Origin of the sequence: Paenibacillus sp. yr247, from assembly GCF_900103825.1 — a bacterium.
Taxonomy (GTDB): domain Bacteria; phylum Bacillota; class Bacilli; order Paenibacillales; family NBRC-103111; genus Paenibacillus_E.
Genome location: NZ_FNIF01000014.1, coordinates 25,980 through 39,705 on the forward strand (window position 1 = coordinate 25,980; position 13,726 = coordinate 39,705).

The following is a 13,726-nucleotide window of genomic DNA, read 5'->3' on the forward strand; positions in this document are numbered from 1 at the left end:
CGTCTCACCTCCTACGATTTAATGCCGGAGTACGCCATCGTATTGATCACCATTTTCTGAAATGCAAGGAAAATCAAGATCGGCGGCAAGGTCACGAGCAGCGTACCCGCGGCCACCGCTCCGGAGCGGGCCACGGTGCCGGGCCCTCCGGCCAGCGTCTGCAAGGCAAGCGGGAGCGTCTTCATCGATTCGCTCGTCGTAAACACAAGCGGCGTGAAATAATCGTTCCAATTGGCGATGAATGCAAAAATGATCAGTGTGGCCCAAGCAGGACGGCATACGGGCATAACCACCCTCCAAAAGATTCGCCATTCCGAGGCCCCGTCGATATGCGCGGCTTCAAGAAGCGCATCCGGGATTTGATCGATGAATTGCTTCATCAAAAAAATGTTATATGCCACCGCCAGCTTAGGCAGTACGAGCGACCAATATGTATCCAGCATCCCGAGGTTGGAAATGACCATATAGGTCGGAATTTGCGTCACCTGGGGTGTGAACATGAGCGCTGAAATAATGACGGCGAATAAGGCGTTTGCTCCGGGCAGACGGTATTTGGACAATACATAGGCACCCAAGCAGCAGATCACGAGCGTCCCTACGACGATGGTGGCAGAAACGAATATGCTGTTGAAGATGTACCTTGTGAAAGGTACGATCGAGGTATCCGTCGCCGTCAGCAGGTCGAAGAAGTTGCGCATCGTCGGCTTGTGTACGAAGAACCGCGGCGGGTACAGAAACAGCTCGTCCAGCGGCTTGAATGCCGTAGAAACCATGTATATAATCGGCATTGCGGTGAACGAGACAAGCGCCATGATGAACACATACAATAGGGCGCGTTTCAACGACGCAGTCAACTTTCCGGCGCGAATGATCGGCATACTCCCACTCCCCCTCACTCTTCTTTGGACGAAAACAGTCTCATAGCGATCCGTCCGAGGCCGAAGGTTACAAAAAACAGCACGACGGCGATGGAGGACGCATAGCCAAGCTCAAAGCGGATAAATGCATAATCGTAAAGATGGCTGATGATCGTGTGACCGGCATAGTTCGGGCTCGGCATGCCGGCCATCGCGACGGCGATATCGAAGACGCCGAACGAGGCCACGATCGCGTTGACCGCCCCGAACAGCATTTGCGGCTTCATGAACGGAACTGTGATATACCAAAGCTCCTGAAACTTATTGCGGATTCCGTCGATTGCTCCCGCCTCATACAGCTCTTTAGGGACGTTCTGCAAACCCGCCAGAAAGACGAGAAATCCGGTTCCCATACTCATCCAGAGAGATACGATGATAACGACTGGAAGGATCGTCTTCGGATTGTCTACCCATAGCACCGGCTCGCTGATGATACCCCAATTCAGCAGCCAGTGGTTCAACATTCCGTAGCGGTCACCCGAGAAAATATACAGCCATACGACCGAAAGCGCGATGGAACTCGTAATGGAAGGCACATAGAAGGCGAACGCGAATATCGATCGGCCGCGCAGCTGGTTGATCACCCAAGCGAGCACGAAAGATAACAAATAGCTGATTGGCCCAGTAACAACGGAAAAAATGAACGTATTTTGAATCGCCTTGATAAAGATGTCGTCATCCAGGAACAAGATCTTATAGTTGGTCATTCCGATCCAGCGGGCGGGTTGAAGCATATTATAGTAAGTGAGGCTCAACCGAATGGAATCAAGAACCGGAACGACCGTAAATACAATGAACAGAACCAAGAACGGGCTAAGGAACAAGTAACCGGTCAGCACCTTTTTCCAGCGCGGCGACAATTTCAGAATGCTTCGTTCCCTGCGCTGCAGCGCCGGCCGCCCCGTCTGTACATTAGGAATGCCGCTTAGCATACCGTATCCCTCCTCTCGTGCGGTATATTAGGGAGAAACTCCGAATTCTTTTTGCTTCGCTTCAAGTTCTTTGTTGATGTCTTTGACTGCTTGCTCCAGCGACTCCCTCACGTTCTCGCCGCTTAACACAACCCGGTTCCACGCGTTGGCAATATGCCTTGTCGTGAAATAACCACCGGGGACGAACGGCTGCTCCTTAAAATATTTCCACCCTTCGCTTAGCGCCTTCAGATCTTCCTCCGGCCACGGAAGCTGTGAGAACGCCTCCATGTTGGCCGTGTTCCAGCGCGCTTCTACGCCGAGCAGCGCTTCCAGCTCCCGGCCAAACTGGGCTTGCACATCCTTGCTGGTCCACCACTTCAAAAACTCCCAAGCTTGCTGCTGCTTCTTCGACTGCTTAAAAATAACGACGGATTGTACCTGACCTCCCGCAGTACGGTCGATTTCTCCGTTCGCCTGAGCGTGTCCGGGTGCGGCGGCGATACCCCAGCGTCCCGCCAATTCAGGCGCTGCAGTCGACAGCAGGACGTAGGTCCAATAGCCAGATAAGCCAATGGGCATTTCACCCGTCCTAAACCGGTTAAACAGATCGGCATAGATGGGAAACTTATAGTTAGTATAGAGTTCCGTCCATTCTTTAAAAGCTTTGTAGGCTTCGGGAGTATTCAGTCCGGAGCTTTTGCCGTCCGCCGTATAAAATTCACCTTTGTTTTGGTATAAAAAAGTTGCAAAGCCGAGCGGCGAACGGTCCTGCGGATTGGTCGGCGGGTAATAAAACTGCATGCCGTTCTGCTGCAGCACGGGTATCATTTCAGCCACTTGATCCCACGTCTGCGGGACGGACAGCCCGAGCTCTTTCAAGATGTCTTTTCGATAGATCAAAATGTTGAAGTCCTGCGTCTCCGGCAGGGCGTACACGCCTTCGTTGTACCGGAAAGGCACCATGGCTCCGGAGAGAAACTGCTTCTCTACGCTGTCATAGCCCGGCAGCTTCGACAGATCCACGGCCGCGTCCCGAATTGCAAACTCAAGCGGCAGCTGTTCGCCGACACCGGTAGCGACATCCGGTGCTTTGCCTGAACTGGCGGCCAGAAGAAGCGTGTTGACCGAGCCGGAGTTTAATTGGCCGGCGGGAAGCGTGTTAATGTTCACCCGAATTCCCGTCTTTTTCGTGAAATCCGATTCAATCATTTCTTTCATGATTTCCGCCCATTCCCGGCCACGACCGACCCAAACGTCAAGGACGTCATCGTCTCCTTTTCCGCCGGATCCACCCTTATACACGCTGCCGATACCGGTGTAATCTTTGCGGAACGAAGTAAAAAAGTTCTTCAACGTGCTGCCCATTTTTTCCCATATGTTGGATTTGACACCGGGCCATTTCACGTCGGGAGCGCTGATCAGGAAATAATCCATGACAAGCGGCTGATTTTGCAGATCGATCAACCAGGTGCCCAAATTTGTCAAGCTGTTGTTTAAATCGTCCAACTGACGCGGAATCGAATCCGGTTTGAGGACCATGCGATCAAACAAGTTTTTCATCATCAGCAGACTGTTCGCCATGCTCGTATCTTCCTGAGAAATCGCGCGCAATGCGTCGATCTGCAGGCCAAGATTGCCGGCTAACGCCTGAATATCTTCCAGCAGTCCCGGAATACGCTTATCCAGCTCGTATTCGTAATTCGGATCGGGCGTAGGTCCGGTTACCATAATAATCCGGCGGATGATGTCAGAAAGCTTCTTCGAGTCCGTAGTCAGCGATTCGACGATCGGCTGGAACGGTCCGATTTGCGCTACCATCGTCAGCTTGTGCTCACCTTTCGTCAAATGCACAAGATACGGCTCGTTCGCGCTTTTGCCGAGCGTTTCGATGCGCCAATCACGGGAATAAGTAAAAGGATACAGCTCCAACTCCTTAAAAGGCGATTTACCGTCAATCTGGATTTGCCGATAGGAAGGAAGCCCGTTTCCCCACCACTCGCCTACTTTCAAGCCGATTTTGTAAAGGCCGTCCTCCGGAACCGTGAAGCTCCAGGCCGCGGATTGTCCGCCTTTACGCCAGCGCCAATCGCCGAACACGTTCAGCCGGAATTTCAGCTCGCTCGCAGGCTCGACCAACGGATCGCCATTCGATTCCATGCGGACGGTGGGATCGGATTTGACCGGATTGTTCTCCGCCTGAACCTTGATGTCCACCTTGCTGACCGGCTTAAACCCGGAAGCGTCGTAAGAACTTTTAACCTTGGCGTAATCCGGTGTTTCCAACGCCGGAGCAAGCCTGATTTGATCGAATGAAACCGGTTCCTGTATAAAGCCCATGCGAATGACATGCTTGCCTGCACTTAATGAAAATTGAAAAGGCTCCGCGTACAATCCGTTGCCGTCCGTCAGCGGTGCGCTGACCCAAGCCGCTTTCTCAACTTGGCTCGGCCGTACGTCATCACCCTGGTTATTCTGCGTTGGTTTCCCTTGGTCCGCCCAAATTCGATAAAAGTATAATCGTTGAGCTTCACGGAAAGGGGCGTCGCCGTCAATGGACAGCGACCGTTCGATGGGCAGCCGTTTGCCGGGCATCGGATAATAATCGAAGGTCAGATTATACAAGCCGCTTGCAGGAACATCGACGGTCCATTCGATCCAGTCCGTGCCTTTCTCCCAAACGAGTGTCGGTTCGGATCTGTCCCCTACAACTTGGGAAGTAAGAGCCGTACCTCCAAAGGCCGAATAGGAATTGGCAGGAAATATGAGATCCTTTACGGAGTCTTGACGGTTACCCGTTTGCTTGTATTGCCCGGCAACTTGCCTATAAGTCGGTTTTAAAATGGAATCTACATCAAATTGATCGGATGTTGCCTTGCTTTGGTTGCTATAGCGGTCTCGAAGCCGCTCTGAGGCTTCCATATGCTGGATTGCGCTTCCGATCGTCATGCTAAGCAACATAAGCGTCAGCGCGACGCCCGTTATTTTCTTCCAAATCGAGCCTCTGGGGAAAATGTGAATCAATCATGTTCACCCCGTCTCTTTCATGATTTCATGCGGTGGCGTTCCATATTATTACTAAACTGAGGCGGCTATTTCCAGCAAACGATCGTTTCGCCGCTTAATGCATCGGATTGCGGTCCGCATAGAAATAAGACGATGTTCGACATATCTTCCGGCTGCGCGATGCGCTGCAGACGAGAGAGATGTTCTTCGCTTTCCACGCTCCGCGTAGCGAGGAAGCGGGCCGTATAGGTCGCCGTCGGCGAGATGCAGTTGACATTGACGTCATACGGACGCAGTTGTTCGGCTAAGCTGCGCGTGTATTGAGAAATCCCCATTTTCGCCGCAGCATAGATAATGCCCTCCCGGACGGGGACATGTGCGGCAAGCGAACCCACGTTCACGATTTTTCCGGAGCGCCGCTCCCGCATATGAAGCCCGGCAAATTTACAGGCATACATGGTTGACAGCAAATTGCGTTCTACGACCGCTCGAATGTCTTCCACTGAAATATCTAGGCAGTCGTTCGGATTCGGGCGAGGCGTTCTAAATCCGATATCTCCTCCGGCGTTGTTGACCAAAATATCAAGTGAACCGAACGCCCGGATGGACTGCTCGATGAGATCTTTCACTTGCGCCGGGTCGGATACGTCTCCGGGAATAAATGTAGCCTTAACGCCAAGCTGAGCAATTTCTTTGGCCACGTCGCTGCCCGACGGCGCTTCATTGAATTGTGCCGCCGCCTCGTTATTGACATCGTGTATGATGACATTGGCTCCCGAACGCGCCAAATCCAAAGCGTACTGCTTGCCGAGGCCCCTGCTGGAACCCGTTACTAGAGCGTTTTTGCCTATCAAATTTATCGTTGACAATGTAGTCACCTCACCCTAAGATTATTCATTGTTTATTCGGCAGCCACGCCAGGACGCCCTGAATTTTTGCGTCCCAGTATGCCCAATCGTGGGAGTCGGGTCCTTCGTCATACGTAAGCTCAAAGCCTGTGCTCTTGCAAGCCTCGCGGAAGATTTGATTATCTTCTCAGAGTTCGATCAAATTATTTTCTTGAACCTCTTGCTCGGCTGAGAGCGGAATACGGAATGTCTTGATCTCGCATTTCCCGAATCGCGCACTCCATTTCCGTTCGAGCATAGGAATTTCTATCGTTGCTAATGCTTCTTTGCCCGAGGTTTCGTAGCAGCGTAGGATATAGTCCTGTCCGTCCTCCGCTTTTTTGAATGCCGTGACGACAATTTGCTCCGAGGAGACTCGAATCCCTGCGAAACTTTGCGGCAGCACACCGCGATGATACGTCTCCACGATAGAGACTGGCGGGACATTTAATTCGTAGGCTTTTTTTACAACCTGGGCATCCTGCCAACTGCCGGCGTGGGGAACCAATCCATAATTGAATTCCTGGACGCCTTGATCCATAAATTCGCACCATTCGTCCCTGACGCCAAAGTGATCCGCAAAGATGGGACTGCGAACGACCGTCATCCTAATCTCATTCTCGAATACATCGAAGCTGTATTTGCTGTCGTTCACTAAAGCCAACCCGTAAGTTTGATCCGCTGTTCCTTCCGTTAGGCCTGTGACGTCGATCCACTGCTGCCCCGGTTCTTCTTCCCCATTCGCGGGACGCTCGATATGTCCGTACGGAATTTCGTACGTTGCTTTCATTTGCTCTACGTTTACTGGAAAAGAAAGCTTGAGCATTTTGTGCTCTTCGCGCCAATCTAACTTTACTTTAACTTCAATCTCGGGGCGGTCCTGATATAGAATAAAATCTTGCCGCAGCACCGAGCGGTTGTAACGGCTCGTCACTCGAATTCTGGCGCGCAGAGGTCCTTTTTCCAACAGGCGAATCTCAGCATCCGCAAATTTGCCGATTTCGTTCCGGAACTTAAAAATGCCATGACTCCATGTGTCACTATCGTGCTCGTCGATGACGACCGGCACGGCGCCTCTGCCTTTGAGCACGTCTTGCCCCTGCCTCTTATCGATCAACCGTTTGATATACCCGGTATGCGGCTCAAGCTCCAGTCGGACGTAATCGTTTTCCAGCACGTTCTCTTCTGTTTGCAGAGCTAAATGAGATGCCTCCGCTTCCTGCGGTTTGTCCCGATACATCCAGTAGACGCGGTACCCGAAAGCGGGAATTTCGCCCATAAACAAAGTGTCCCACTTATCGGCGGAGCCATTCGTTCTGGAGCCCCTCACCGTTTGCACGCATACCGGAGTTCCCTGATCGTCCGTGATGCCTCGCACGTTCTTGTTGACTTGAATAGGCGCCTTGATGTCCCAGGAGAGCGGATTGAAAACGACGAGAGGAATTCCCTTGTCCTCCTGCTCCCAAAGCACCCAATCCTTGTCCTTGCTTAACGAGGCGACGCCTTCCCGCATCGTATTGATGGACCACGATATTTTTTGCACCGCTGCGTTCAGCGTGACCGAAGCAATATGAAGGGATTCGCCATAAGCCTCGCGGGCGTCCTGATAAGCCTCCTTAATGCTGCAACCTCCCATAATATCGTGGAAATGGTTGAACATGACATTTTCCCAGCCGTGCTGCAGCTTCTCACCCGGGTATGGCAGCGTAAGCATGTGATGGGCCATCGTTACGAATTTCTCCGCAGTAAGCAAGCGGTGTTCGGCACGGCGATTGTTCGCTTTCGTTTCGGCATGGGTGGAGTAACATCCGCTCGCATGGTGCTGAAGATCGTCCCTGTGAATCGGTATGGATTCGCTGTGCAAAGCGCTTATTTCCGAAAAATAGCGATTGGGTGAGCTTAAGACGATCTTATCCGCACCAAGCTCTTCCTGAAGACGATGAATCGTCTGCAGGTTCGCGATCGTAGGTCCGCCCCCGTGGTTGCCGACGCCGTAAAAATTCATATAACTGCATTCATGCTGCTCAGCTAAAGCTGCCACGGCGCGCGTCTTTTGTTCAACAGGATCGCCGTCCTTCCACCAGTTGCCGTAGCTGTAAGGGATTCGGAAGGTCATAACGCGGCTGCCGTCGCCGCTTTCCCACCAGAACAAGTCGCTGTCCATCTGCTTTTCATGCTCTCCGGGCCGCATAAATACATAGAAATCCATACCGCTTTTCTTTAATAATTGTGGTATCATGCCATGGTGCCCGAACGAATCGACATTATAGCCGACTTTAGCCATGATGCCGAATTTCTCCAAGTAGTAACGTTGGGAATAAAGGCTATGGCGCGCGAATGACTCCCCCGAGGGGATGTTGCAGTCGGGCTGGATCCACCAGCCCCCGACTACAACCCATCTTCCTTCCTCAACCCTCTGCTGAATCTCGATAAACATTTCCGGAGCGTTCTCTTCTACCCACTTATAGTAAGCAGCGCCGGCGCACGTAAAAATAAAATTGGGAAATTCCTTCAACCGGTCCAGCGCAGAGCGGAACGTCGCCTTGATTTCCGCATATCCCTCCTGCCACTGCCATAGCCATACCGGGTCCAAATGTGCATTGCCGATCATATGGATGCGGGTCTCTTGCGACATGTTCATCTCCACCTTCTGTAAATCCGTTGGTTATTTGAAATACATAGCCAAATGCTCCGCTGCCTTGACGATCCCTTCCCGTTCCTTCTCCAGCGTTCCCCAGAACCGGTGATCCTCGAGCTCGATACTGACTGCGCCTTGATAGTCCAGACGGTCAAGTCTCACAGCGACTTTACTCCATTCCACCGCGCCGTGTCCGGGAATCGTATACCGCCACGAGCCTTCAGAAAATCCGTATTTCGCGCCGAAAGTCGCTGGTAGAATGCCGCATTCATACAACTCATCATGCAGAATCTCCGTATCTTTCCCGTGGCAGTGGTTGATACGCTCGCCGAATTGTGTCAAAGCTCTTAAATAGTCGATTCCGAGGCGCACCATATGGGAAGGATCGTAATTGAGGCCAAAATGCTTGGAAGGGATCGCCTCAAACATGGCGCTCCACATTTCCGGTGTACATCCGATCGTCGGATAGTGTGGAGCCGGTCCCGGCCAGCCCTCGATGGCGATGTAGACCCCTTGGCGTTCGGCGTGACGAACAAGCTCTGGGAAGGTGTCCTTCCAGATGGCGAAGCTCTCTTGGCGAGGAGTCGTATGATCCTCAGGCACAAGACACATGAACATCACCCTTGCACCGAGCGCAGCCATGTCGGTCATCTGCTGCTTGACCGCTTCCGCCGCTGTCTCCCGTCGGGCTTCATTTTTACTCAACAATGCGGCAGTCTGTGCGGCATCGACGGAGCCTATGCCGATTCCCGCTTTTTCGCAAATTTGCAAGACTTCCGGATTCAGTTTTGGGACGTCAAGCACGTCCAGGCCTGCACTAACGGCCCATGCGGCTACTTTTTCCATTCCTTCAGCGCCGATCTTTGGCGGAATGCGCATTCCGATTTGTACGTTCATATTAGTCTCTCCTTTTGTTGGGTCATTCTTCTATTCAATAAGGTTTATATCCAGCTGCTTGATAGATCATTTCAGTGAACTTCACAACTTTTAGAGCAAAGGAGCCCGGCACCTTGACTTCATGGCGTCCGAGAATCGCGTCGATAAAGCTTTTATCCTGATTCGTCGTTTGCTTCGGCAGCTCTGGAACGACAGGCTCCTCGCCCAGGCGTCGGATCGTAATTTTGCCGTTGTCGTAGAAAATACCGCCTTCTTCGCCGCAGAATACGTAGGTCTCATGCCAGCATGGTGCGTAGCCGACAACGTTGAGTCCTGCTACAGCGCCTTCGGCGAAGCGGATCGAAGTAAAGGAGTCGATCTCCACCGGAGCTCCCTGCAAATGCAGACTCGGCTTAACTTCAACCGGAGTAAGGCCCGTCGTCCAGAGCAGCACGTCGATGATGTGGCTGCCGGAATCCATCAGCATGCCGCCTCCCGAAAGCTCCGGCACTTGTCGCCACAAGCCGGTTGTTCCCTGCTTCCATTCCTGGTACAGGGAAGCAGTTATCGAAGTCAGCTTGCCGATTTCTCCGTTTGCAATAGCGTCACGTATGAACAGGAACTCCGGCTGAAAATGGCGCTGATACGACACCTGCAGCACTTTTCCCGCCTTTTCCGCGGTAGCGATCAATTGCTCAGCTTCCTCCGACGAACAGGTCATCGGCTTCTCAATTAACACATGCAGCCCTTTATTCAGCACATCGGTCGCTTGCTGGAAATGCAGAGTATGCGGAGAGCAAATGACGACGGCGTCCAATTCCACCTGCTCCAGCATGGCCTGATACTCCGAAAACTGCTTTACACCGGTAAGGCTGAACTTGGTGGCGAATTTCTCCCGGTTTTCGGAGCTCGTGTCCGTAATCGCCTTTATTTCTACCTCTTTCAATTCCAGCAATTGGCGGGCATGCCATTGGGAAATGCCGCCTGTTCCGATCATACCTACACGAATTGTGCTCATGCTGCTGCACCTCCTGATTTATTTAATTCCTGAGAAAGTAATTCCTCGGATAAACGCCTTTTGAACGAAGAAATACAGAAGGATAATCGGAAGCGTAATCATGACCAGCGTAGCCATCATCATCTGCCATTCGGCCCCGTGTTGGGACTTGAAAGCCTGCATGCCGAGCATCAGCGTATATTGGTTCTCATCCGACAAGTAAATCAACGGTCCCTGATAGTCCGTCCAGCTGCCCATGAACTGGAATAAAGCAATCGTCAATAAAGCGGGACGGCATAGCGGAAGCATGATTTGCCAATAAATGCGAAGTTCGGAAGCTCCGTCAATCCGGGCTGCGTCTTCAAGCTCTTTGGGCAAGCCCATGAAAAACTGCCGGAGGAGGAAGATGAAGAACGGAGCGCCGAAAAAGGCCGGCAGCCACAAAGGGATATTAGTCCCTACCCAGCCGAAGTTTTTGAATGCGATAAAAATAGGAATCATGGTTACCTGGTAAGGCAGCATCATGACAATGAGCGTAATCGCAAAAAGCGGCTTAGCACCCTTCCATGGAATTCTGGCTAAGCTATAAGCGACAAGTGGGCAGGATAATAAAACCGCCACAGTCGCCAGACCTGCAATCGTAACCGTATTCGACAAATATTTAAAAAAAGGAATATAGTCAATCGCTTTAGGATAATTGCTCCATTCCATAACGCTTGGAATCCACACAGGCGGCCAAAGAAACAATTCGCTGTTCGCCTTGAGTGAAGTGGAAACCATCCATAGAAACGGCGACAGGAAAAAGGCGCCAACCACAATTAAAGAGAAATGAGCAAATACTTTTTGAAAACTTCCAAGTCTTGTGCTTCCCATGACGATTCCCCCTCCCTATTCTTTTCCTTGATAATGGACCCAGCGTTTCTGAGAGACAAAGATTAACGCCGTTAAAATGACCACGATTAAGAAAAGAATCCAGGCCATGGCAGAAGCATATCCCATCTTTAAATAGCCGAAACCGTTCGTGTATAAATACATCACGTAAAACATCATTGAATTGGCTGGTGTACCCTGTCCGTTCGTGAGTGTGTAAGGCAGAACGAAATTTTGCAGAGCGCCGATGGTGCCAATAATCAAGTTGAAAAAGATGACTGGCGTTAACAGGGGCAACGTAATGGTCTTCGTCCGCTGCCATGCGTTAGCTCCATCCACTTGGGCGGCATCATAGTAATCTTGGGGGATATCCTGCAGACCCGCTAAATAAATAACGACCGCTTGCCCTGTCCCCCACAAGCTCATTAGAATTAAGGATGGCTTAGACCAAGCTTCACTTCCAATCCATGGCGGTCCGGAGATGCCGATCTGATCCAGCCAATAGTTCACAAGCCCGAATTGCGGGTTTAACAGCCAGAGCCAAATGATCGTCGTCGCTACAGGCGGCACCAAACTGGGGATAAAAAATAAAGTTCTGTAAAAGCCTTGACCGCGAATTTTCAAATTCAGAAGGAGGGCTAGTCCTACACCTATCACTATGCTCAGCGGGACAAAAATCACCGTATAGTACAAGGTATTATAAATACTGACCCAGAAGACCTTATCTTGAAAAAGTGCCGAGTAGTTATTGAATCCTACGAACTTCCCCGGCTCCAGGATGCTGTAGGAGGTTAAACTATAGTAAGCTGACATGAATAACGGAAAGGCGTGAAAAAGAAGCAAACCGACAATCCATGGTAACGCGAAGATCAGACCGAACAGGCTGAGCTTTTTCTCGAACCGGGTTTTCCTTTTCTTGGCGACATCAACTAAAACTGTCATTTTTTTTGCGGGAGTTTCGATCGCAGACAATTCTATTACCTCCTTTTGCACGTCTATTCTGTGAGATAAACCTCTTTCGAGATCTTTTGAAGATGATGCGGTAAAAGAGGGAGGGCTCAGCGTTCGCCCTACCCTCCTTATTTTTACTTTAATGCTAGTTATAGGAATTATTTGCTTTGCTTAGCCAATTCCGCATCTACATTCTTTTTCACTTCATCGAGAAGCGCCTGTGCGTCCCCTTTACCATGAATCGCCAAATCTTGTACGCGCATCGTTTCGTTCCAGAGGAAGGCGCCTGCCGGAGAAACAGGTCTAGTGAAGGCTGTCGGCATTCCATCAAGGAAAACTTTCAGATTCGGAATGTCGGACAATTTCAATTGGTCGTTAACTGACGGCATAGCTGTAATATCGTTACCGGCATTTTGTCGCTTCGCCCAAAGAAGTGTACCTTCCTTATGCGCTACGAAGTTAACGAATTCCCATGCTTCTTTCTCATGCTTGGAGCCCTTCGGAACGACATACGACCAACCGCCGGCCCATGTCACCGGTTTAGCGCCTTCAGCCGCCGGCATCGGAGCTACACCCCATTCAAAGGTAGGCTTGTATTTCGCCAAATCGTTCAGAATCCAGTTGCCGTCGAACACGAAGCCGACTTTTCCCGTCCAGAATGGATTCATACCCGTTTGTCCCATGGCGTCGGAGAAGCTTGTCAAGTTGCCGATATCATACTTTTTCGCATAGTCGGCCATCCATGCGAGTGCTTTCACGTTCTGCGGGTCGTTAGGAGTCAAGTTATGGGTGCCATCCTCCCATTTGCCGCCCCAGTTCCATGCTTGCGTATAGAAGAAGCCTTGATTCATCCAAGGTATGAACCCAATTTGCGAGTATTTGCCGTTGCTGCCTTTCTTGAAAACTTTCTCGGCCATTTGATCCAGCTCTTGAAGAGTTTGCGGCGGTTTGTTCGGATCAAGCCCTGCTTCTTTCATTAATGTCTTGTTGTAATACATGGCCCGGGTGTCAGTTCCCCAAGGCAATGCGTACACTTTATCTTTATAAACAGCTTCTGCCCAAAGTCCTTTATAATAATCTTCCGCTTTAATACCGCTGCCCTTTACATAAGCCGTCAAATCCGTCAGGGAGCCTTTCGCCGCCCAAGAACCGATCAAGAAGCGATCGAACAAGGCAACATCTGGGGGATTACCGCCTGCGATGGCGGTCAACAATTTATCGGAAGCTTGTGTCTGGCCCGTAGTTTCAACGAATGTCATTTTCACTTTAATGTTTGGATGCTGCTTTTCGAATACATCGACAACATTCGCTTTGAAATCTTTTTGGTAATCTCCGCCCCATGGGAACCAGAAATCAATGGTAACAGGTGCGCCCGAGCTTTTGGTATCTGCAGTTTTGGTATCTGTAGCTTTCGCATCCGTTGCTTTACTATCGCCGCCAGTAGATGCCGTGTTCGTCGAGCTGCTGCAGCCGGTGATCGTCAAAGCCAACGCCAAGGTTGCCGCTAAAGGCAATGTTACTAACTTTTTACCCCTCGTACTTGCTTGTACCTTTTCATTGTTCATTTTTTAACCTCCTCTTTGTCTTATACTCGCTTCCGAGCACACCTTAATTGTATGCGTTTTCATGTATGTCCCGAAACGAGGGGACTTTTGTTTTTAGTGTGTTATTTT

The 13,726-nt window shown here is 50.8% G+C and carries 9 protein-coding genes and 2 pseudogenes; all 11 read right to left on the reverse strand.

Annotated features, from left to right (window positions below):
• Window positions 1-11 precede the first annotated feature (11 nt).
• The 11 genes and pseudogenes from BLT91_RS20040 to BLT91_RS20085 all read right to left on the reverse strand — a co-directional run bounded on the left by BLT91_RS20040 (window position 12) and on the right by BLT91_RS20085 (window position 13,618).
• Window positions 12-878 carry a carbohydrate ABC transporter permease gene (locus BLT91_RS20040; protein WP_090824174.1) on the reverse strand — a complete coding sequence of 289 codons (867 nt, stop codon included), beginning with the start codon at window positions 876-878 and terminating at the stop codon, window positions 12-14.
• A 14-nt stretch (window positions 879-892) separates the two neighbouring features.
• Entirely contained in the window at window positions 893-1,849 is a 957-nt protein-coding gene (locus BLT91_RS20045) for a carbohydrate ABC transporter permease (protein ID WP_090824176.1), read from the reverse strand.
• A 27-nt stretch (window positions 1,850-1,876) separates the two neighbouring features.
• Window positions 1,877-4,852, reverse strand: coding sequence for an extracellular solute-binding protein (locus BLT91_RS20050; RefSeq protein ID WP_090824178.1), 2,976 nt, complete (start codon window positions 4,850-4,852; stop codon window positions 1,877-1,879).
• A gap of 68 nt (window positions 4,853-4,920) precedes the next feature.
• Window positions 4,921-5,703: an SDR family NAD(P)-dependent oxidoreductase gene (locus BLT91_RS20055; RefSeq protein WP_090824180.1), complete on the reverse strand. Its 783-nt coding sequence runs from the start codon at window positions 5,701-5,703 to the stop codon at window positions 4,921-4,923.
• Window positions 5,704-5,728: 25 nt separating this feature from the next.
• A pseudogene (locus tag BLT91_RS30835) lies at window positions 5,729-5,875 on the reverse strand (esterase family protein); the annotation flags it as partial.
• 117 nt (window positions 5,876-5,992) lie between these two features.
• Window positions 5,993-8,362 (reverse strand): annotated as a pseudogene (locus tag BLT91_RS33015) (alpha-mannosidase); the annotation flags it as partial.
• Between the two features lie 24 nt (window positions 8,363-8,386).
• Complete coding sequence (locus tag BLT91_RS20065) at window positions 8,387-9,256, reverse strand: sugar phosphate isomerase/epimerase family protein (protein WP_090824182.1); 870 nt, start codon at window positions 9,254-9,256, stop codon at window positions 8,387-8,389.
• Between the two features lie 34 nt (window positions 9,257-9,290).
• Window positions 9,291-10,253, reverse strand: coding sequence for a Gfo/Idh/MocA family protein (locus tag BLT91_RS20070; protein WP_090824184.1), 963 nt, complete (start codon window positions 10,251-10,253; stop codon window positions 9,291-9,293).
• An 18-nt stretch (window positions 10,254-10,271) separates the two neighbouring features.
• Window positions 10,272-11,105: a carbohydrate ABC transporter permease gene (locus BLT91_RS20075; protein WP_090824186.1), complete on the reverse strand. Its 834-nt coding sequence runs from the start codon at window positions 11,103-11,105 to the stop codon at window positions 10,272-10,274.
• A gap of 15 nt (window positions 11,106-11,120) precedes the next feature.
• Window positions 11,121-12,074: a carbohydrate ABC transporter permease gene (locus tag BLT91_RS20080; RefSeq protein WP_254777036.1), complete on the reverse strand. Its 954-nt coding sequence runs from the start codon at window positions 12,072-12,074 to the stop codon at window positions 11,121-11,123.
• 137 nt (window positions 12,075-12,211) lie between these two features.
• Window positions 12,212-13,618 (reverse strand): ABC transporter substrate-binding protein, encoded by a 1,407-nt coding sequence (locus BLT91_RS20085; protein ID WP_090824188.1) that lies wholly within the window; start codon window positions 13,616-13,618, stop codon window positions 12,212-12,214.
• Window positions 13,619-13,726: the final 108 nt, after the last annotated feature.